Source organism: Paraburkholderia sabiae (assembly GCF_030412785.1).
GTDB classification, from domain to species: domain Bacteria; phylum Pseudomonadota; class Gammaproteobacteria; order Burkholderiales; family Burkholderiaceae; genus Paraburkholderia; species Paraburkholderia sabiae.
Genome location: NZ_CP125295.1, coordinates 3,934,250 through 3,956,466 on the forward strand (window position 1 = coordinate 3,934,250; position 22,217 = coordinate 3,956,466).

Genomic DNA, 22,217 nt, shown 5'->3' on the forward strand with positions numbered 1-22,217 from the left:
CGCAGAAACGCTCAGACGTCGAGCAATTCGACTTCGAACACGAGCGTCGCGTTCGGCGGAATTACGCCGCCTGCGCCACGCACGCCGTAGCCGAGTTGCGGCGGAATGGTCAGCTTGCGTACGCCGCCGACCTTCATGCCCTGCACGCCTTCGTCCCAGCCCTTGATGACCATGCCGCCGCCCAGCACGAACGCAAACGGGTCGTTACGGTCCTTGCTCGAATCGAACTTCTGGCCGTCCGTCAGCCAGCCGGTGTAATGCACGCTGACGGTCTGGCCGGCCTTCGCTTCCGCGCCCGTGCCTTCCTTCAGGTCTTCGTACTTGAGGCCCGATTCAGTGGTGACAGTAGTCATGCGATGCTCCTTGTAATCGTTCGAAACCACTATTGTAGGCGTGTTGTCATACCTTCGCGAAGATTGGCCGAACGGCCATGCCTATAATGTCCAGACCGCAACCAACGCTGAACCGTCAACAAGGATGTCGATCGTGAGCACATCTACCCCGTCTTCTTCCGGCCGCAGCGAGGAGATGCCTGCCATCACCGAGCGAACCGCGCGGCGCAGCGCCGAAACGGCGCTCTTCATGCGCGATCATGTGCTGTCGCTGGTGTCGCACGACCTGCGCAGCCCGTTGAACGCGATTCATAGCTGGGCCTATGTGCTCGACCGCAAGATCGATGCAAACGACGCCACCGCGCAACGCGCGCTCGAAGGTATCCGGAATGGTGTCGACCAGCAGGTGAAGCTACTCGAATCGATCGTCGACACGACGCGCGCCGAAACCAAAGCGCTCGCGTTGAACCGCGCGCCGTTCGCGTTGCGTCCATTGCTCGACGAAACGCTCGGCGATGTGCGCGAAGGGCTCGCGGCGCGGCGCGGTGTCACGCTCGCGCTGAACACACCGCTCGCCGACCAGCAGATGGACGGCGACCGCGAGCGCCTCGCCGCCGCGCTGTGGCTGCTCGTCACGTTCGCAGTGGAAGCGAGCGCGAATGGCACGACCGTGACGCTCGACGCCGATATCGATGCCTCGAAGTTCTGCGCCACCGTTTCCTGGCAGGCGTCGCCCGCCGCACTGACCGACCCGTCGTTGCCTCACGTGCTCGAAAATTTCGCGCGTGCGCAAGCCACGCACCCGCGCGAAGCCAGCCGCATTTCATGGGTGCTGAGTCTCTGCAAGCGCGTGTCGGACGCACACGACGGCGCGTTCGAGCAGGGCGAATGGGCGGACGGCCAACCGACCACGCTCAAGCTGCGCGTGCCGCTCGCCGGCGCGTGAGCGCACACGTCGAAACGCGCGTGACCTGGCCGGATGGCCAGTTCATGCGCGCTCATCTCTTTCGGGTGCCTTTCGCACTCTATACTGACGGCTTTTGTTGCCGGAGTCCTTCGCTTTGATCCAGGTCGTCGCCCTCATTGGCGCGTTGTTGCTCGTTGCCCTCAACGGTTTCTTTGTCGCTGCCGAATTCGGTCTCGTGAAGCTGCGGCAGACACGCGTGCGAACGCTCGCGGAGAAGCATGGCTTGCGCGGCAAGCTGCTCGCAACAGTGCATGGCCGGCTGGATGCCTATCTGTCCGCGTGCCAGCTGGGTATCACGCTCGCGTCGCTCGGGTTAGGCTGGATCGGCGAACCGGCGTTTGCCGAACTGCTGAACCCGGTGTTCCATGTGCTCGGCATCCAGAACGAGAACCTGATACACGGCATCTCGCTGTTCTTCGCGTTCACGTGTATTTCGTTTCTGCACATCGTGGTCGGCGAACTGGCGCCGAAGTCGCTGGCCATCCGCCAGGCCGAACAGATTTCGCTGTGGGTCGCGATGCCGCTCTACGGCTTCTACTGGGCGATGTATCCGGCCATCTGGGTGCTCAACACCAGCGCGAACGCCGTGCTGCGCATCGCCGGTCTCGCGTCCGATCACGGCGGCGACACGCATTACTCGACGGAAGAACTCAAGCTGATTCTGCGCGGCCGCCGCGCGAGCGTGACGAACGAACTCGACGCGCCGGAAGACGCCTACTCACAGGACGAATGGAACACGATCGCGCATTCGCTCGATTTCTCGCGCATGACCGTGTCCGACCTGATGCGGCCGGCACATGAACTCGTGAGCCTGCGCCGCGATCTGCCGTGGCGCGACAACATGCAGATCGTCGCGCGCCATCGTTTCAGCCGTTATCCGCTGCTCGAAGATGCGACGGGCGAACGTGTCGCGGGCACGATCCATCTGAAGGACTTGCTGCTCGCGCGCCACGCGGGCAGCACGCTCGACGACCTGTCGCGCTACGTGCGTCCCGTGCAGTACGTGAAGCCGGAAATGCCCGCGCTCGAACTGTTCCGGCGCTTTCGCAAGGGCGCGCCGCATCTCGCGCTGGTCGGCAGGAAGAATGCGAAGCCGATCGGCTTTCTCACGCTCGACAACCTGCTCGGCGCGCTGGTCGGTCAGATTCACGACGAATTCCGTCAAGGTGATGCCGACTGGACGCGCATGGACGACGGCACGCTGATGGGCAAGGGCAGTTTGCCCGTGGTGTCGCTGGAGCGCGCTCTCGGTATCGATATCGACGAAGGCAGCGCGGAGTCGGTCGGCGGTCTCGTGATCAACGCGCTCGGCGATCTGCCCGAAGAAGGGCAGCGCGTGGAGTTCGACCGTTTCGACGTGGTCGTCAAGCGAATGAAGGGGCCGCGTATCGTGCTCGTGCGCGTCTATCCGAAGGTCTTTGACGACGAAGGCGGCTGATCTTCACACGCGGTCGTGAAGCGTTCACACGCGCGGCACACCATCCTCGACGAGCACGGCAACGGGCATCGTCGTCAGCGCTTCGCGCAAATAGAGCAGCCCCGTATCCTCGACCTTCGGCGCGGCGGGGCTCAGCCAGTCGAACAGCGCGCGCCCGAACAGTTCTTCGGGCATCTGCACGGCCGTTTCGTCCCACGCGATGGGGTCGACCAGCGGCAAAGCGCTGTCCGCATCGAGCAGCGCCATCGAAAGACGCGTTGCGATCACGACAGCCCAGCAGTTGCCCTGACGCCGCGCGAACGCGATCACGCGTTCCGCATGCTTGCCTTGCACCGTAAGCGGCAGATAGCTGCCGTTGCTAAGCAATTCCGGAATCTGCATCCGAAGTGCGAGCATTCGCTGATTGATCGCGAGCTTCACGCGGCCGTCGCGCCAGTTGGCGAGATAGTCGGAAGGCCGCGCTTCCGCGAGCATCCGCTGACGCTGTGAAAAATCGACGGGACGCCGGTTGTCAGGATCGACGAGGCTGAAGTCCCATAGTTCGGTGCCCTGATAAAGATCGGGCACACCCGGCGACGCAAGACGCAACACCGTCTGCTGCAAGCTGTTCACCACACCTGCCCGACCGATACGCGCAACGAAATCGCTCAGTTCGCGCAGAAATCCGTCGCGGCGCTGCGGCGCGAGTATGTCGAACAGAAACTCGCGGCAACCGTCTTCGAAGGCTTCGTCGGGCGCGAGCCAGGTGGTGCGCAGCTTCGCTTCGCGCAGCGCCTTCAGTTGCCATTGCGCGACGCGCTCGGCGAGTGCCTTGATGCCCGCTTCGTCGTCGGATGAAAGACCGGGCGGCCAGCAGCCCACCAGCGTCTGATACAGCATCGCCTCCGCCGCCGGGCCGGGCGCCCAGTCATCGGCATTGCCGTTCAAAGCACGGCGATGCGGCGTGTTCAACGTCGTCCATGCGCGCAGCGTCGCGACCCACTCATCGGCGATTTCGCTCAGCACGGCAAGCCGCGCGCGCGTGTCTTCGCCGCGCTTGTGATCGTGCGTCGCCGTCGCGAGCATCGCGTGTGGAAAGCGCCGCGCGCGTTCCTGATTGCCCGCATGAAACGCCTCGACCGACAGCGCGAACTCGCCCGGATCTGCGCCCACTTCGCAGCGCGACAGCAGACGTCCATAGCGATAGCACGCGGTATCTTCGATCGCCTTCGCGGCGACGGGCGCCGTCAGCTGCGAGAACAGCGTCTGCACCGTGCGTCGCGCCGACGCCGTGTGATTGAACGGATTAGCATTGCCGTTTGCCTGCGCTGAATATGCCGCGCCGCGTCCGTTGCCGTTCTCGTCCACGCCGCTGCCGAGCCACGCATCGACGCGCGCGAGCACGCCATGATCGGCACGCGACAGCGTCTGTCTCGCGGCATCGAGCGCGACGTCGAAATACACGTTGTCGGCGGCGCTGCGCAGGCCATTTTGCGGATAGATGCGATAGACGGGAAAGTGCGCGGCCAGTTCATTGGTCACGCGGCGAATGGCCGTGTAAGTGAAATCGCGCGTGGTGATGCTGTCGCGCGCCAGCCGATGCAGTGCGCGCGACACGCGGTCGAGTTCCGCGGGCAGATTCTCGGCGAGAATCTTGCGCCGCGCGGGCAGCGCTTCGTCGGCGAAATTCGCGGGGCGGCCGCTCAGTTCCGCCCACGCGTCGGCGAGCGGCGCGGCGCCCGCGGGATCGTGCAGCAGCGCGCCCGCATCGTTCATGAAGTCGTAGCCCGTCGTGCCGTCCACGGGCCAGTCGTCGCGCAGCGCTTCGCCGCGCGCGAGAATCTTTTCGACGACGATATACGGCGTCGTGCCTTCGCGCAGTTCCGAGAGCCGCTGACGCAGCCGCTGCGCGTATTCGCGCGGCTCGGCCAGCCCGTCGATGTGATCGATGCGCAAACCGTCGATCACGCCTTCTGCATAGAGCCGGAAGATCAGCGCGTGCACGGCGTCGAACACCTCGGCGCGCTCGACGCGCACCGCCGCGAGCGTGCTGATATCGAAGAAGCGCCGCCAGTTCACTTCGTCCGATGCCGTGCGCCACCACGCGAGCCTGAAATGCTGCCGCTCGATCAGCCGATGCAGACGGTCGCGCGTGACAGGATCGTCCGGCGAATACGCTTCGAGCACGAACTCGAGCGCCGACGCGCCGTTCTGCCGCACGAACTCGCGCAACGCTTCGCGGCCTTCGGCGGCGCGCGGGTGGTCGGCGGGCTGGGTCGTGACGGGCGCGAAACGGTCGGCGAGCGCGCTCAGATCGGCGCGATCCGCCGATTGCAGGATAGCCGCGTAATCGATCGGGCACACGGGGCACTCGTGCTCGGCATACACGATGTTGAAGCGTCCGTTGTCGGCATCGAAACGCAGCGCGATGCGGCCCGCGAACAGTTCGTCGCCATACGACGCGCCGAGCACGGGCATCAGCACCTTGCCGCGCAACGCCGGGTCGGGCGAGTGCCAATCGACATCGAAGTAGCGCGCAAACGCGCTATGGCGGCCCCATTCGAGTATGTCCTGCCACCACGCGTTGTGTTTGCTCATGCCCATGTGGTTCGGCACGACGTCGACGATCAGGCCCATGCCGAGTTCGTGCAGCTTGTCGGCGAGGCGTCGCAGGCCGTGTTCGCCGCCGCATTCGGCGCTCACCTGGCCGTAATCGACCGTGTCGTAGCCGTGCATCGAGCCCGGCGTGGCTGTCGTGATCGGCGAAGCGTACAGATGGCTCACGCCGAGCGCGGCGAAATAGTCGACGTGCGCGAGCGCATCGTCGAATGTGAAGTCGCGATGAAACTGGAGTCGGAGCGTGGCGCGCGGAACAGTCATGGCGTATCGGACAACGAAGAAGCAGAGGTTGAGTCGGTGCGTGCCCGCTCGATCGCGAGCAGACGGTCGCAAAACGTTTCGTCGGCGAACAGCGCGTCGACGGGCTGGACCACTCGACGGCGCCAGTTCGGATGTTCGTCGATCGAGCCGGGCAGATTCGGCTGATCGGCGAGACCGAGCAGGTCTTCGAGCGGATACGTGACGAGCGGCGATGGCGTTGCGGCGACGAATGCGAGCGCTTCGTCGACGGGCGCTTCATCGGGCGGCGGCGGGTCGACGTCGGACGCGGCGATGCCCGCCTTCTGGAACGCCTGCCACAACGCGGCGCGGTCGTTGTCGCGTTCGGCCTGCGCGAGCGCGACGGGGTCGCGTCCATCGGCGCGCGCAGCCGTTTGCCCGACGCGATGGCGCCACACGATGTCTTCGCCGCGCCACCAGCCGGTGACGGTCGGCAGATCGTGCGTGGTCGTCGTCGCGACGGCGCCGCGGTCCCATTCGGCCGGCGCCATGAAGGCCTTGCCGTCCTTCGTGCGTTCGAACCACAGCACGCGGATGCCCGCGAGTCCATGTTCGCTGAGTCGCTCGCGGAAACCCGGCGGCACGGTGCCGAGGTCTTCGCCGATCACGATCGCGCGATGCCGCCACGATTCGAGCGCGATCAGGCGCAGCATGTCTTCGAGCGGATAGCGCAGATACGCGCCGTTCTTCGCGGGCTCGCCTTCGGGCACGAGCCACAGACGCCGCAGCCCTAGAATGTGGTCGATGCGGATGCCGCCTGCGCTGGCGAATGCGGCGCGCAGCATGTCGATGAACGCCGAGAAGCCCTGCGTGCGCATCGCGCGCGGCGAGAAGGTGGTGAGTCCCCACGCCTGACCCGCCTGATTGAACAGATCGGGCGGCGCGCCGACGGACACGCCATGCAGCATGTCGTCGCGGTACGACCACGCATGCGAGCCTGCGCTATCGCAACCGACGGCGAGATCCGCGATCAGTCCGACCGCCATGCCCGCATCGCGCGCCGCATGTTGCGCGTGCGACAGTCCCTTCGACGCGAGCCATTGCAGGAACAGATGAAATTCGACTTCATGCCGATGCTCGTTCGCGAACGCTTCGACTTCGGGGCTGCGCGGGTCTTGCAGCGCGTCGGGCCACTTGCGCCAGTAGCCTTCGCCGTCGTGCTGCAACTGGAACGCATGCAGCGCTTCGAAGCGCGCGTGGTCTTCGAGCGCGCGGCCGCCGCGCTCGCAGAAGCCGTGAAATTCCAGCGCGCGCGGCGAGTCCTGTGCGCGGTCGTTCGCGCAGAAGCGCTCGAACAGCACGCGCAGTGTCTTTAGCTTGAGCGGCGTCGCCGTCTTCCAGTCGATCAGCGGTTCCGCTTCGAGCTTCGTCCAGGTGTCGAGACCACCCGCCGCATCGAGCGCGGCCTGTGCGGCTTGCGCGCCGAACACGGCGGCGGGATCGATATGCGTGACGTTCAGCCACAAACGCGACGATGGCGAATATGGACTGAACGATCCCGGCAACGCGCTGAACATCGCGTGCGTCGGGCTGATCGCGAGTGCATTCGCGCCGCGTTTCGCGCTTTCGATCGCAAGCGTGGTCAGCGCCGTGTAATCGCCGATACCGCCGTCGCCCACGCGCCGCAACCCGTAGATTTGCGCGGCGATGCCCCACATCGGCGGCGTCTTTTTGTCGTCGCCGTGCAGCGCGCGCCACGCGTCGGCGACCGTGTAGCAGCGCGCGGGCGCGACGGCGAGCGTCATCCGGTGATCGTTGAGCACGAGCGTGTGGTAGCCGGGCTCGTCGATCGGCGAGAGCAGGGCCGCTTCGCCCTTGGGCGCGGTGAAGCGTCCGTCGATCAGCGAGCCGCTCTCCAGTTCGATCCGGTAGTGGCTGCCCGATTTGATCGCGGCAGCGGGCAGTGCGATGCCGCGCCCGCATTCGACCGTCATCAACGGTGGCAGCTTGCGGCCGGACAGTTCGGCTTCGAGCGCCGCGGCGCTCTGGCGGATCTGCGTGGCGTTGCCGCACGGCAGGCCCATGCGTTCGAGCAGCGCGGCGAGCGTGCTGTCGGGCACGCGCTTTTTGTTGTGATGCGCGTCTTCCCATTCGACTTCGAAGCCTGCGCGCGCGGCGAGCGTGTCGATGGAAATGCCGGGGCGTCGGGTCGTGGCCACGCGTGTTACTCCTCTTGAACGTGCTTGCGCGCGTCGTGACCGATCGCGTATTCGCTGACGTCGCCCGTCAGCCACGCGACGAATGCATTCGACGGCAACTCGCCCGTGTCGATGCGATCGCGCACGCGTGGCGGCGTTTCGAAAATCAGCTTGCCTGCCGGACGTTCGTCGAGCCGCACAGCGTCTTTGCCGAGATTCAGCGCAATCGACAGCGTTTCGCCGTCGGCGAGCGTCCAGCGCGCGACGAGCGCGTTCGCGTCCTGCGCGCCGGACGTTTTAAGTACGGTTGCGCCGAGCGGCTTTGCCTGCTTGAGACGCGGCGCAATCAGCTTGGCGCGCACGGCGAGCGCGGACTTGTAGAAGTGCATCCAGTCGAGTGCGTCTTCGTCGAGCGAATCCCCGTGACGTTCGGGCGGCGACGACATGACGAGCGTCTGTGGATCGTTCGGATCGGGAATCTGCGCGCGGCGCTTTTCGTCGGCGAATGCGGAAAAGCGCGCGAACTCCTTGCGGCGCCCTTCACGCACGGCATTCGCGAGATCGCCGGTGTAGTCGGTGAAGAACAGGAACGGCTGCTTCGAGCCGTACTCTTCGTCCATGAACAGCAGCGGTATCTGCGGCGACAGCAGCAACAGGCCTGTCGCGGCGCGCAGCGCGTCGTCGGAACAGAGCGTACGCAGACGCTCGCCCATCGCGCGATTGCCGATCTGGTCGTGGTTCTGCAGGAACGCGACGAACGATGCCGGCGACAGATGGCCGCTAGGCTGTCCGCGCGGCTTGCCGTCGTGGATCGGCGAGGGATCGCCCTGATAGCCGAAGCCGCTGCCGAGTATCTTCGCGAGCTTCTGGATCGGCTGATCGGTGTAGGCGGCGTAATAGCCTTCGTGTTCGCCCGTCAGCAGCACGTGCAGCGTGTTGTGCGCGTCGTCGTTCCATTGCGCGGTGAAATGCGTGTCGAGCAGGTTCGCCGTGTTGCGCTCGTTTTCCAGCACGAGATGCACATGGCGACCATGTTGCACATGAGCGTGCACGTGATCGGAGAAACTGCGCAGCCACGTGTCGTTGTCGATTGCATGCACGGCATCCATACGCAATCCGTCGAAGCGGAATTCGTTGAGCCAGTACAGCGCGTTGTCGCAGAAGAACTCACTGACTTCGCTACGCTCGAAATCGATCGCGGGGCCCCACGGCGTGTGCGTGCCTTCGCGGAAAAACGGCTTCGCATACTGCTGCAGATAGTTGCCGTCCGGGCCGAAGTGGTTATAGACGACATCGAGAAACACGGCGAGCCCGTGACCATGCGCGGCGTCGATCAGGGCCTTCAGTTCGTCGGGGCGTCCGTACGAGGAATCGGGCGCGTACGGCAGCACGCCGTCGTAGCCCCAGTTGCGGGTGCCGGAAAAATCGTTGAGCGGCATCAGTTCGATTGCCGTGACGCCGAGCGCGGCGATGGCGGGCAGGCGCTTCATCACGCCCGCATAGCCGCCGAGCGCGCCGACATGCAGCTCGTACAGCACCGTTTCTTCCCACGGCCGGCCGCACCAGTGCGTGTGCGCCCACATGTACGCGCGCGGATCGATCACCTCGCTCGGACCGTGCACGTCCTGCGGCTGAAAGCGCGATGCAGGGTCGGGAATCAGCAGCGCGCCATCGAGCTTGTAGCGATACAGCGTGCCCGCACCGCAGTCGATTTCCGCCTCGAACCAGCCGTTGCCCGTCGGGCTCATGTCGTGCGTGCCGGCGGCCTGCTGGCCCTGGCCATTTTCAATCGCGACCTGCACCTTTTCGCACGAAGGCGCCCACAGCCGGAAGCGCGTGCGCGGCTTCGCGCTCGCCGCGCCGAGCAGCTGCGCGCCGAACGGCAGGCAGTGCGCGTAATGATGCGCGTGAGGGTCGATCGGACGTTCATGCATGATTGTCACCATTCGTCGCCATGCTGACTGGCGGATTCATTTGTGCTTTCAGCATCGGCATTCCATTGATAGTCGGACGCGCGCCTAGCCGGACTGTTCCGTGTCCGGCATCGACGTGCCCGGGTCCGGCGGCAGCGCGGTCAACAGCCGTGGCCCATATTGCGCACCCGCGCGCCAGCTCGCCTGCCAGTCCGCGTCGCCCGTGGGCTGCGCCGCGAGCACGACCATGCTGTGCGCGGCGACTTCCAGATCGGGCGTCGCGAGCGGCGCGGGCGGCGCCTCCGGGTCCGCCGTATCCAGCAGCACATGCCATTCCAGGTGCGGCGGAGGCGGCGTGAAACGCAACGCCGTCGCGGATGCATTCAACATCATCAACAATACTTCCGTTTCTCCGTTCAGGCCTGCGCCTGCGCGCCGCAGCGTGAAGGCGCGGCCTTCGGGATCCTGCCAGGCTTCGATGGTCAGCGCTTCGCCGTGCTCGTCGAACCAGCCGACATCGTAGAGGCCCGGCAGCACTTCGCGATCGCCGAACAGGAAGCGGTTTTCGCGCAGCAGCGGATGCTGTTTTCGCAACGCGATGATGCGCGCGAAGAACATAGTCATTTTGCGCCCGTGTGGGAGCGCGGCACGTTCCCAATCTATCCAGGAAATTTCGTTATCCTGGCAATACGCGTTGTTGTTGCCGCGCTGGGTGCGGCCCATTTCGTCACCGGCGAGCATCATCGGCGTGCCGAGCGCGATGAACAGCGTCGCGGCCAGCGAACGTGACACGCGCTCGCGCGTTTCGGCGATGGCGGGTTCGTCGGTCGGACCTTCGACGCCCCAGTTCGAGCCGTAGTTCTCGTTGTGACCGTCGTTGTTGTTTTCGTTGTTGATCTCGTTGTGCTTCTGCGAATACGAGACGAGATCGGACAGCGTGAAGCCGTCGTGCGATGTGACGAAATTGACCGACGCCGTCGGCTTGCGAAAACGCCGGTTGAAGAGATCGGCGGAACCCGTCAGCCGCGCGGCAAGATCGGGGCGCATGCCTGCGTCGCCGCGCCAGAAGCGCCGCACCGAATCGCGGAAACGGTCGTTCCATTCGCCGATGCCGGGCGGATGATTGCCGAGCTGATAGCCGCCGGGACCGATGTCCCATGGCTCGGAGATCAGCTTGCGCTGCGACAGGACGGGGTCTTGCCGGAGCGCGTCGAAGAAACCCGAACCGGGATCGAAGCCGGAATGCTCGCGACCGAGCGTGACGCCGAGATCGAAACGGAAGCCGTCGATATTGAAAGCCGTCGACCAGTAGCGCAGCGAATCCATCACCATTTGCAGCACACGGGGATGCGGCAGATTGAGCGTGTTGCCGCAGCCCGTGTCGTTGATGTGATGGCGCTCGTCGCCTGGAATCAGGCGGTAATAGCTGGCATTGTCGAGTCCACGCCACGACACGGTGGGGCCCATTTCATTGCCTTCGCATGTGTGGTTGTAGACGACGTCGAGTATCACCTCGATTCCTGCCGCGTGCAGTTGACGGACGGCGATGCGCATTTCATCGAGCCGGTGCGCGGACAGATACGACGGCTCGGGCGCGAAGAACGCGGCCGTGTTGTAGCCCCAGTAGTTGCGCAGCCCGCGCTCGACGAGAAAGCGGTCGTTGAGGAACGCGTGCACGGGCAGCAGTTCGACGGCCGTGACGCCCAGCTTCAGCAGATGCTCGATGAATTCCGGCGACGCGAGTGCGGCGAACGTGCCGCGTTCGGGGGCACGCAGATCTTTGCGCAACATCGATGCACCGCGCACGTGGGTTTCGTAGATGACGGTTTCGCTCCACGGCACGTTGGGGCGTGTGTCGTGCGACCAGTCGAAGGCTTCGTCGACGACGACGCATTTCGGCATGGCGGGCGCCGAGTCGCGGCGATCGATCGACAGGTCCATTCTGTTCGAGTGCACGCGATAGCTGAACAGTGCGTCCGACCATCGGAACTGGCCGGTGAGTTTTCTTGCGTACGGGTCGAGCAGCAGCTTGTGCGGGTTGAATCTGTGCCCGTGCTGGGGCTGGTAGGGGCCGTGGGCTCTGAAGGCGTAGACCGTGCCTGGATGTGCATGCGGCAGGTAGCCGTGCCAGACCTCGTCGGTGCATTCCGGAAGCGCGTAACGTTTCAGTTCTTTTCTGCCTGTCGGCTCGAAGAGGCACAACTCGATACGTTGCGCGTTTGCCGAGAAGACGGCGAAGTTCACGCCTAAGCCATCCCAGCTTGAGCCCAATGGGTACGGGTTGCCTGGCAGCAGGCGGTCAGGGAGTACGTGTGGCATGTTCGTTTTGCCTTCGGGCTTGGTGTTGGTGTTGGTTTTTTCTGCTTTCGCTGGACCTGGTTCTTGGCTTTCTGCTTTCGCTTGCAAATCAAGCCGCTAACACCGCTAGTCCTTGTTGTTACCCATGGGCCCCCAACATCTCCACATTTCTCTCGATAGTGCTCTTGGTTATTGCTTCGCCTGTTTTTGATTTACTCTCGCTGGCGTCCGCGATTTCGTATCGGTTTGCTGGCGTCGCCCCTGTGCGGGGCGGCACCTACTTTTCTTTGCAGCGGCAAAGAAAAGTAGGCAAAAGAAAGCCGCTTCACACCTCCGGTGCCCGCCAGGATGGCGCTGCGGCATGCCGCAGTCGAGCCGTCGCGCAGCGACGCCCACACTCCGTAGAAAGCCCGCAGTCAATCACGCACGGCGCGAAAAGCCCACACAGTCTGGAGCACCTACCGCCGCGATCAGACGACGGCAAACACACAAAAACAAGCCGACCGAATGTGCTCCAGGTGGATGTCATCTTTCGCGCCGCGCGCGGTTAACTGCGGGCTCTCTACGGAGTGTTGGCGTCGCTGTGCGACAGCTCAAGGAGCCTGTGCCGTAGCGGTAAGCTGGCAGGCACCGGAGGTTTGAAGCGGCTTTCTTTTGCCTACTTTTCTTTGCCGCGGCAAAGAAAAGTAGGTGCCGCCCCGCACAGGGGCGACGCCTGAAGCACCGATACGAAACCGCGGATGCCAGCCAACAGCCAACAACCAACAGCCAACAGCCCAAAAACCAGAAACGAAAAACGAAAAACAAAAAACAAAAAACAAAAACCCAGAATGGCGACTGCGTCGCAGACAAAACAGATTAATCCGCCCGCAGCACAACAGTCCCTAACGGCGGCAAAACAAGAGCAGCAGACTGCGGCCGCCCATGCGCGGAAATCTCATCTGTATAGATGACACCACCATTCCCAACATTGGAACCACCATAAACACCCGCATCGGAGTTCAAAACTTCGACCCACCGCCCCGCACGGGGCAAACCAACCCGATATCCATGCCGCGGCACCGGCGTAAAGTTGCAAACGGTAATCAGCTCACGCCCCGCGCCATCCACGCGCCGCCAGGCAAAAACCGAATTCGCAGTGTCGTCGCCGATGATCCACTCGAACCCGCCCGGCTCCGTATCGAGCCGATGCAACGCAGGCTCCTCGCGATACAGCCGGTTCAGATCCCGCACCAGCCGTTGCACACCGTGATGCAGATCATCGTCGAGCAGATGCCAGTGCGGCGATCCATCGTGATCGAACTCGGCCATCTGCCCGAACTCGCCACCCATGAACATCAGCTTCTTGCCCGGATGCGTCCACATGAACGCGAAGTACGCGCGCAGATTCGCAAACTTCTGCCAGCGGTCGCCCGGCATCTTGCCGAGCAGCGATCCCTTTCCATGCACGACTTCATCGTGCGATAGAGGCAAGACGAATTTCTCGGAATACGCATACACCATCGCGAACGTCATGTTGTGGTGATGCCATTGCCGATACACCGGGTCTTCGTGCATGTAGTGCAGCGTGTCGTGCATCCAGCCCATGTTCCACTTGAACTGGAAGCCGAGCCCGCCATCCTCGGTGCGCGCCGTCACGCCCGGCCATGCCGTCGATTCCTCCGCAATCGTGATCGCGCCATGCACGTCGGGCATATGCTGCACTTCGTGATTCAGACGCTTCAAAAACGCAATCGATTCGAGATTCTCGCGGCCGCCGTAAATGTTCGGCACCCACTCGCCCGCCGCGCGCGAATAGTCGCGGTACAGCATCGACGCCACCGCATCCACACGCAAACCGTCGACGTGATAACGCTTCAACCACGCCAGCGCCGACGCAATCAGGAACGCGCTCACCTCGTTGCGACCGAGGTTGTAGATCATCGTGTTCCAGTCCTGGTGATAGCCCTCGCGCGGATCGGCATGCTCGTAAAGCGGCGTGCCGTCAAATTCCACGAGCCCATGCGAATCGTTCGGAAAGTGCGCGGGCACCCAGTCGAGAATCACGCCGAGTCCCGCCTCGTGCGCGCGATTCACAAAGCCCGCGAACTGCTCCGGCGTGCCGAAGCGCGCGGACGGCGCGAATTGCGACAGCGGCTGATAACCCCACGATCCGCCGAACGGATGCTCGGCCACCGGCATGAACTCGATATGCGTGAAGCCCATTTCCTTCGCATACGGAATCAGCCGATCCGCAAGCTCCGACCAGTTCAGGCCGCGATGTCCTTCCTCCGCGATGCGCAGCCACGATTCCGCATGGACCTCGTAAATCGAAATCGCCGATTGCGCCGTCTGCTTGCCGGCGCGCGTCTGCATCCAGTCGCCGTCGGTCCACGGATAACGCTCGACCTCGTCGACATGCGCGACGATGGATGCCGTCGCGGGCGGCTTCTCCGTCTGCATCGCGCAAGGGTCGGCCTTCAGCGGCAACGGATGACCGTCGCGCGTCAGCATCTCGTACTTGTAGCGCGTGCCCGCACCGATGCGCGGCACGAACAGTTCCCACACGCCCGCCTGATGACGCATACGCATCGGATGGCGGCGGCCGTCCCACGAGTTGAAGTCGCCCACGACCGACACGCGTCGCGCATTCGGTGCCCACACGGCGAAGCGCACGCCCGGCACGCCGTCCATCGTGTAGGGCCGCGAGCCGAGACATTCGAGCACCGCATACGGATCGCCCCACGCGACGCGCTGCAAGGGCTCGTCGCCGAGCACCGGGCCGAACGAATACGTGTCCTCGATCTCCTGAACCGAGCCATGCCAGTCGATGCGCAAGCGATACGGCACGGCTTCGCTCACCGGACCCGCGAACAGACCGCCCGGATGCAATTGCTCGAGTTCGCCGAGCAGACGGCTATCGTCGCGCGCAATTACCGAGACGCGTCCCGCATTCGGCAGCATCACGCGCACGACGGGACCACTATGGGTGTCGTGCATGCCCAGCTGCGAAAACGGATCGTGATGGCGCGCATCGACGAGCGCATCCAGGTCCACGCGATTCAGACCGGCAGCTTCAAGTTGAACGTTGTGTTGCTCACTCATAGTCACCCTCTGATCCAGCTGATCCTTCCGGCGGCGTCGAGCCAGCCGACGGCGAATGCGGCCCTGCGCCCGTGTCGCCGAGCAGGCGGCTCGTCAACGCTGCGAGTCCGCGCACCGGCAGGCTGAGCCACGTCGGCCGGTTGGCTGCCTCATAGCGGATTTCATAGGCGGCCTTCTCGATCAGGAACAGATCGAGCAGCGCCTGTTCGTGCTCCGGTGCGACGAGCGGCTGCGCGGCAGCCTCCGTCGCAGTGCGGTACTCGTCGAGGAATGCCTCGGCGGCGGCGGCGCGGAAGCGCTCGAACAGCGCGCGCTTGCGGTCGGCCGTCATTTGCGGCGCGGCTTCCATCGTCGATTGCGCGGCGGCGCTCGCATACGACAGCGAACGCAGCAGCCCCGCGACGTCGCGCAACGGACTCGATTTCGCGCGCCGTTCTTCGAGTTCGCGAGCGGGCTCGCCTTCGAAGTCGATCAGGAACGCATCGCCCTGCGCCACGAGTACCTGGCCCAGATGGAAGTCGCCGTGGATGCGCGTGCGCAGTGCATGCGCATCGGGCGTCACGAGATTCGACACGGCTTCGACCAGCTTGTCCTTGCGATCGAGAATGCTGCGACCGAGCAGCGCCGCGTCTTCGCCGAGATGATCGACGTTCTTTTCGAGCAGTTCGAGCGCGACGGCAAGCAGCTTTTGCGTGCCGTCGATCCACGCCTGCACCTGCTGCGCGTCGGCGGGCTCGGGGTTGAACGCGGGGTTGTCGGATGGCGTCGCGAGCGCGACGTGCAATTCGCCGAGCCGTTTGCCGATGGTGCCCATGTACGACGCGTAGCCTTCGATCGCTTCTTCCTCGTTCACGCGATCCTGGTTCTGCTGGTTCGCGTCGAGTCCGCCATCCATCACGAGGGCAAGCTCGTCGATCGAACGGCGCAGCGTGTCGAGCGCCCAGTTCCATGCGTCGCCCTGGTTGTCGACGAAGCCTTGCAGAATGCACAGCGTATGCGGCACGTTGTCGGGATCGACGCGCACGACTTCGCCGATCAGAGGCGCTGTGTTCGCGTAGCCGAGCTGCGTCAGATAGCGGGTCATTTCCGCTTCCGGATGCACGCCCTTCAACAGACGCCGCACGAGTTTGAGCACCACCTTGTCGGCGATCACGAGCGAACTGTTGCTCTGTTCCGCCGCGAGCCAGCGAATTTCCGGTTGATCGTCCAGTTCGAGTTCGGCGAAACGGTCGGTCGGAATGAACTGGATCGTGCTCTTCTGCACGGTCGGGACGGACGCGCGCTCGCGCAGCTTGCGCAGCGTGCCGTACGCGAATTGCGGCAGCGAGAACGCATCCGTCAGATGGCCGACGTTGCGGCCGCGGCGCACGCGCGCGAGCGCAAGCTGCATGAAGAGCGGCGTGGTCGTATCGGCGCCCCACGTGATCGCGATGGGCAGCACGTAACGTTCGGTGTGATTGCCGACATCCGCTTCGATTTCCGTAAACGCGAAGCCTGCTTCGGGAATCGTCGTGAGCGCGGCGAGCCGCACGGCGTGCATCTTCTGATCCTTCGATGCAAACCAGCGGCGGCGTCCCAGCCACGACGGCAGCACTTCCGATTCGAGCAGCCGCACGTTCTCCGGCGTCGGCCCTGACTGGCCTTCGCGGATCACGATCGTCACGAAATCGGGCAGCGGCTCGGACGGCGGCTGGCTCCATGTCGGACGGCCCTGGCCTTCGCAAAGAAGGAACCACAGGAAACCGTACGGCGGGAACGTCAGCAGATACGTCAGCTGGCCGATGCTCGGGAACACGGAATCGGCCGTCATTTCGATCGGCGTCGCGCCGTTGAATTCGGACAGATCGAGTTCGACGGCTTGCGGCGCGCGCGACAGATTCGCCACACACAAGATAGGCGGCTCGCCGGGTAACTCGCGCAGATACGCGAGAATCTTGCGATTGTTCGGCTTCAGGAAGCGGATCGTGCCGCGCCCGAACGTGTGCTTCGAACGGCGCGTCGCGAGCATGCGGCGCGTCCAGTTCAGCAGCGAATGCGGATCGCGGCTCTGTGCTTCGACATTGACGGCGTCGAAGCCGTACAGCGCACCCATCACAGGCGGCAGCACGAGTTGTTCGGGATCGGCGCGCGAGAAGCCGCCGTTCCTGTCCGACGACCACTGCATCGGCGTGCGCACACCGTCGCGATCGCCGAGGTGGATATTGTCGCCCATGCCGAGTTCGTCGCCGTAATAGATGACGGGCGTGCCCGGCATCGACAGCAGCAGCGAATTGATCAGCTCGATACGGCGGCGGTCGCGTTCCATCAGCGGCGCGAGACGTCGGCGAATGCCGAGGTTCAGGCGCGCGCGGCGGTCGCTCGCATAGGTGTTCCACAAGTAGTCGCGCTCGGAGTCGGTGACCATTTCGAGCGTGAGTTCATCGTGATTGCGCAGGAAGATCGCCCACTGGTTCGTTTCGGCGAGATCCGGCGTCTGCTTCATGATGTCGGTGATCGGGAAGCGGTCCTCGCTCGCGATCGACATGTAGATGCGCGGCATCAGCGGGAAGTGGAACGCCATATGGCATTCGTCTTCGTTGCCGAAGTATTCCTGCACGTCTTCCGGCCACTGGTTCGCTTCGGCGAGCAGCATCCGGTTCGGATATTCGGCGTCGATGGTCGCGCGAATCTTCTTCAGAATGGCGTGCGTTTCGGGCAGATTCTCGTTGTTCGTGCCTTCACGTTCGACGAGATACGGCACTGCATCCAGCCGCAGACCGTCGATACCCATATCGAGCCAGAAGCGCATCACCTGCAGCACTTCCTTGAGCACCGCGGGATTGTCGAAGTTCAGGTCCGGCTGGTGCGCGTAGAAGCGGTGCCAGTAGTACTGGCCGGCGACGGGATCGTGCGTCCAGTTCGACGGCTCCGTGTCGATGAAAATGATGCGCGTCTGCTCGTACTTCTTGTCCGTGTCGGACCACACGTAGAAATTGCGATGATTCGAGCCGGGCTTCGCGCGGCGCGCGCGCTGGAACCACGGGTGCTGATCGGACGTGTGATTGATGACGAGTTCGGTGATCACGCGCAGCCCGCGCGCGTGCGCTTCCTGAATGAAACGCTTGACGTCGGAGATCGTGCCGTAGTCGGGATGCACGTTGCGGTAATCGGCGATGTCGTAGCCGTCGTCGCGGCGCGGCGAAGGATAGAACGGCAGCAGCCAGATCGCGCTCACACCCAGTTCCGCGATGTAATCGAGCTTCGCCATCAGGCCGGGGAAATCGCCGACGCCGTCGTTGTTCGCATCGTAGAACGACTTGATGTGCACCTGATAGATGATCGCGTCCTTGTACCAGAGCGGATCGTCGTTGAGCGTCGACACCTTGCCGCGCCGCGACGCGCGCGGCTTCGAGGGCGCCGCCGTCGTGTCGGTGATATGGGCCTGCGACGTGCTTTCTGCGGGATCGTCACGTTTCATATCGCACCTTCGTTGAATGTCGTGTCATGGGCAGCCCGATGCGCTTCGGCTTCGTCGGGAACGGCTTCGCGCGGCAGGCCGCCCGCGGGCGCGATGCGCCAGATCGCGAACGGCCGTGTGCCGGGATCGAGCCGCACGTGTTGCCATCGGCCCTGCCATTGAAACTGCTCGCCTGTCATCTGATCGATCACGTCGATAGCGCCGTGATCGTGCACGCCCCAGCGGTTGAACGTCGACCACGACAACTCGATATCCGCGCCCTGCTCGTTGTACGGATCGAGATTGATCGCGACGACGATCACGTTGTCGCGTGCTTCCGTGGCCTTTTCGAAGAACAGGATGTTCTCGTTGTGCGCAGGCAGGAACGTGAGATTCAGATGCGTATGCAGCGCCGGATTCGTGCGGCGAATGCGGTTCAGCTCCGTGATCTCGCGCACGATGTTGCCGGGCCGGTTCCAGTCCCACGCGCGTATCTGATACTTCTCCGAATCCAGATACTCTTCGCTGTTCGGCAACGCTGCCGCTTCGCACAGTTCGAAGCCGCTATACACGCCCCACAGTCCCGAGAGCATCGTCGCGAGCGCCGCGCGAATCAGAAAGCCCGGACGTCCTTGCCGTTGAAGATGACGCGGGTTGATGTCAGGCGTGTTCACGAAGAAGTTCGGCCGGAAGAAATCGCGCAGGTTGGTCTGCGTGAGTTCCGTCAGATACTCGGTGAAGTCGCGCTTCGACTCGCGCCACGTGAAGTACGTGTACGACTGCGAGAAGCCGAGCTTCGCGAGGCGCGCCATCACGCGCGGACGCGTGAACGCTTCAGACAGGAAGATGACGTCGGGATGCCGCGCACGCACGTCGTTGATCATCCATTCCCAGAACGGGAAGGGCTTCGTGTGCGGATTATCGACGCGGAAAATGCGCACGCCCGCGTCGATCCAGAACAGGATCACGTCGCGCAGCGAGATCCACAATTCGGGCTTCGCGTCGCGCGCATAGAAGTCCGGATTCACGATGTCCTGATACTTCTTTGGCGGATTCTCCGCGTAGCGCAGCGTGCCGTCGGGACGCCATGCGAACCACGTCGGGTGTTTCTTCAGCCAGGGGTGATCGGGCGAACATTGAATCGCGAAGTCGAGCGCGATTTCGAGGCCGTGATCGTGCGCGGCGGCGAGCATGCGCTTGAAGTCGTCGAGCGTGCCGAGCTGCGGATGCACGGCGTCATGACCGCCCGCTTCGCCGCCGATCGCATACGGACTGCCGACATCGTCCGGTCCCGGCGTGAGCGTGTTGTTGCGGCCCTTGCGGTTCGCGATGCCGATGGGATGAATCGGCGGAAAGTACAGCACGTCGAAACCCATGTCGCGGATGCGCGGCAGCTTGCCGATCACGTCGTCGAAGTTGCCGTGCCGATGCGCGTCGTCGCTCGTCGAGCGCGGGAAGATCTCGTACCAGCTGCCGAAGCGTGCGCCCGCGCGTTCGGCGTCGATGCGATAGACGATCTGGTCGCGCGACAGCCCTGGCCGGTGACGCGCGGCGGCGAACGCTTCCGCCGTGGTCGGCGCGAGCACGATCGCGAGACGCTCGCCCACATCGGCCTTCATGAACTCCTTGACGATGGCATCGAGCTGTTGCGGCTGCGACCCTTCCGCTGTTTCCGCTTCGGCCAGCGCGAGCGCGAACAGATGCTTCGCTTCCTCGACTTCGAGTTCGACGGATTGATCGGCCTTCAGCTTCTTCTGCATGTGATCGACCAGCGAAGCGAAATCGTCGCGCCACGCGATCACCGTGAACTCGTGACGCCCGAGGCGTTCGAGCGGAATGCGCGCCTCCCAGATGTCGTTGCCGGCGGGCTGCGCGGGCGTCATTGGCGTTTCGTGCCACGCGGTTTCGTCGGCGGCGCGCCAGATCACGGCGGCTGCGATCTTGTCGTGGCCTTCGGCGAACACGGCGGCCGTCACGTGCACGCGTTCGCCGACAATGCGTTTCGCCGGGAAGCGTCCGTGATCGACGGCAGGCGACACGCTCTCGATCGCCACGCGCGACATCGCAATCGCGTCGAGCACGCTCTTGTGGCCCGAGGTCTTCGTGTTCTGCTTGTCGATCGGCGGCGCGAGCACGACGGGCTTTTCGGCGACCGCGCGGAACAGGCGGCACGCGCCCGGCGGCAGCGTGAAGGCCGCGAGCGGCTGCGGCGCGCTGCGCGCTTCCGTGCCGAGCGCCACGAAACGCGTGAAGCCGCCCGGCACGCCGTCGAGGAAGCGCGCAGGATCGATGCGCACAGGCGTGCCGAGTTCGGGATTGATCGCGATCAGCACGGCTTCGCCGGCATCGCGCAGATCGTGCTCATCGCCGCGCAGCAGCAATGCCGCGTGCGTGTCGGGGCCGGACAGCGAGCGCAACTCGCCGTTCGTTTGCAGGGACCATGTATCGCGCGCAATCGCGTTTGCATGGCGCACGCGCTCGGCGAGATCAAAGCGCGCCGCGCTGCGCAGGTTCGCGTAGTGGCCCGCGTCGCCGAGCGTATGCGAGATCGGTTCGGCGATGCCGTATTCGAAGCCCATCGGCATCAGCCAGCCGGTGCCCGTCGAAACAGCCGTCAGCAACGCGCGGCGATACGCGCGTTCGACGATGGCGGAGTCGTGCACCTGTGCGAGATCCGCCGCGAGGCGCGTGCCGTACGGTGCTTCGGGAAAGGCAATGGGCGAGCCGGCGCGCATCAAAACGGCGTGTTCGTCGAGCATCCACGGCGCGCGGAAGTCCCACCAGCGCGACGACGAAAACACGGCGTCGAAGCCCACGCTTTCGAGCGCGGCGATGTCCGAGCGCATCAGGCCAGGCGTCGCGGCGAGAAAGCGCGTCGACGGATGGCGCGACGCACGCACGGTGTCGAGCAGACGCCGCCATGCGAACACGGGCACGCGATGCGGCGAATCGAAACGGAATCCGCCGATGCCCGCATCGGCGAGCGTATCGAGCGTATTCGCCCACCAGTCGATCAACGGCGCGGCCACATGCTCGTTGCTGAAATCCGCATACGCGACGTTGTCTTCGTGACGCGCATGACGCGGATCGAGCCGCGCTTCTTCCGGCTCGAACGGATGAAACCAGTCGCGATGCTCGCGATAAAGCTGGCCGTCGGCGGCTGCACGGTCGATCACGAGATCGACGAGCAACGTGAGGCCATGCTGACTCGCTGCTTCGGTGAGACGCTGCAGCACTTCGTGCGCCGGCTGGTCGGTAGCGAGCGCGGGATGCAGTTTCGCGTGATCGCTGACGATCTGCGCATGCCCCGCCTGTCCCGGCTGGAACAGCCCGCCGATCAGCACATGATCGAAACCGAGCGCAGCCGCGTGTTCGAACTGCGCGGGCCACGCATCGAGCCGTCCGACAAGGGGAGAATGAACGAAGTAAATCCGCGGCGCATAGGCGTGAGGAGCTTCCATCGGTCGTTTCCAGATTCGTCCTGCTTTGCGGCGTGGATGCACATGGGTGCGATCACGACCGCCTATTAGGCTTCAGAGCCGGATGCCGCGCGATGCGTCCTGCGACGGCGCGTACTGCTCAATGTAGTGCATTGATCGACATGCGGCGCGTCAGTTCACACTCGCCGCGAACTGTCCGATAGCGACGGCGGTTCGAGCGGATTCGCGCTGCATGTCATCGGTCAGAAACCGGTCGACAGGCGGGTTAGGAGCAAGCGTTATGCCAGAAAGCGA

Annotated in this window: 10 protein-coding genes; 2 read left to right on the forward strand and 8 right to left on the reverse strand. The window is 64.1% G+C overall.

The genetic code is table 11. From position 1 onward, the window contains the following. Positions 1-11 precede the first annotated feature (11 nt). Positions 12-353, reverse strand: coding sequence for an FKBP-type peptidyl-prolyl cis-trans isomerase (locus tag QEN71_RS17695; protein WP_028371069.1), 342 nt, complete (start codon positions 351-353; stop codon positions 12-14). A gap of 124 nt (positions 354-477) precedes the next feature. On the opposite strand from QEN71_RS17695, the gene QEN71_RS17700 reads away from it, so the two are divergent. Together QEN71_RS17700 and QEN71_RS17705 are read left to right on the forward strand one after the other, a co-directional pair. Next, positions 478-1,278 carry a sensor histidine kinase gene (locus QEN71_RS17700; RefSeq protein WP_201659956.1) on the forward strand — a complete coding sequence of 267 codons (801 nt, stop codon included), beginning with the start codon at positions 478-480 and terminating at the stop codon, positions 1,276-1,278. Between the two features lie 115 nt (positions 1,279-1,393). Beyond that, positions 1,394-2,737, forward strand: coding sequence for a hemolysin family protein (locus tag QEN71_RS17705; RefSeq protein WP_201659954.1), 1,344 nt, complete (start codon positions 1,394-1,396; stop codon positions 2,735-2,737). Between the two features lie 24 nt (positions 2,738-2,761). Here the strand turns inward: QEN71_RS17705 and treY are convergent, their stop codons facing one another. The 7 genes from treY to QEN71_RS17740 all read right to left on the reverse strand — a co-directional run bounded on the left by treY (position 2,762) and on the right by QEN71_RS17740 (position 21,944). Beyond that, positions 2,762-5,596: a malto-oligosyltrehalose synthase gene (treY, locus tag QEN71_RS17710; RefSeq protein WP_201659951.1), complete on the reverse strand. Its 2,835-nt coding sequence runs from the start codon at positions 5,594-5,596 to the stop codon at positions 2,762-2,764. Then, positions 5,593-7,773, reverse strand: a complete 2,181-nt coding sequence (malQ, locus tag QEN71_RS17715; RefSeq protein ID WP_201659948.1) for a 4-alpha-glucanotransferase — start codon at positions 7,771-7,773, stop codon at positions 5,593-5,595. The genes treY and malQ overlap by 4 nt, the downstream gene beginning before the upstream one ends. 5 nt (positions 7,774-7,778) lie before the next feature. Then, positions 7,779-9,686, reverse strand: a complete 1,908-nt coding sequence (treZ, locus tag QEN71_RS17720) for a malto-oligosyltrehalose trehalohydrolase (RefSeq protein WP_201659944.1) — start codon at positions 9,684-9,686, stop codon at positions 7,779-7,781. An 84-nt stretch (positions 9,687-9,770) separates the two neighbouring features. Further along, positions 9,771-11,984, reverse strand: coding sequence for a glycogen debranching protein GlgX (gene glgX, locus QEN71_RS17725; protein ID WP_201659941.1), 2,214 nt, complete (start codon positions 11,982-11,984; stop codon positions 9,771-9,773). Positions 11,985-12,821: 837 nt separating this feature from the next. Then, on the reverse strand, positions 12,822-15,047 hold the full coding sequence (gene glgB / locus QEN71_RS17730) for a 1,4-alpha-glucan branching protein GlgB (RefSeq protein ID WP_201659938.1): 2,226 nt from the start codon (positions 15,045-15,047) through the stop codon (positions 12,822-12,824). Next, complete coding sequence (treS, locus tag QEN71_RS17735) at positions 15,040-18,504, reverse strand: maltose alpha-D-glucosyltransferase (protein ID WP_201659935.1); 3,465 nt, start codon at positions 18,502-18,504, stop codon at positions 15,040-15,042. The genes glgB and treS overlap by 8 nt, the downstream gene beginning before the upstream one ends. After that, a complete protein-coding gene (locus tag QEN71_RS17740; RefSeq protein WP_201659932.1) occupies positions 18,501-21,944 on the reverse strand; it encodes a maltotransferase domain-containing protein in 3,444 nt (1,147 codons plus the stop codon). The genes treS and QEN71_RS17740 overlap by 4 nt, the downstream gene beginning before the upstream one ends. Positions 21,945-22,217: the final 273 nt, after the last annotated feature.

Excerpts from the sequence above, each read along its gene's own strand:
- QEN71_RS17695 (WP_028371069.1), bottom strand. The coding sequence starts at position 353 with ATGACTACTGTCACCACTGAATCGGGCCTCAAGTACGAAGACCTGAAG.
- QEN71_RS17700 (WP_201659956.1), top strand. The coding sequence starts at position 478 with ATGTCGATCGTGAGCACATCTACCCCGTCTTCTTCCGGCCGCAGCGAG.
- treY (WP_201659951.1), bottom strand. The coding sequence starts at position 5,596 with ATGACTGTTCCGCGCGCCACGCTCCGACTCCAGTTTCATCGCGACTTC.
- treZ (WP_201659944.1), bottom strand. The coding sequence starts at position 9,686 with ATGCATGAACGTCCGATCGACCCTCACGCGCATCATTACGCGCACTGC.
- glgX (WP_201659941.1), bottom strand. The coding sequence starts at position 11,984 with ATGCCACACGTACTCCCTGACCGCCTGCTGCCAGGCAACCCGTACCCA.
- glgB (WP_201659938.1), bottom strand. The coding sequence starts at position 15,047 with ATGAGTGAGCAACACAACGTTCAACTTGAAGCTGCCGGTCTGAATCGC.
- treS (WP_201659935.1), bottom strand. The coding sequence starts at position 18,504 with ATGAAACGTGACGATCCCGCAGAAAGCACGTCGCAGGCCCATATCACC.
- QEN71_RS17740 (WP_201659932.1), bottom strand. The coding sequence starts at position 21,944 with ATGGAAGCTCCTCACGCCTATGCGCCGCGGATTTACTTCGTTCATTCT.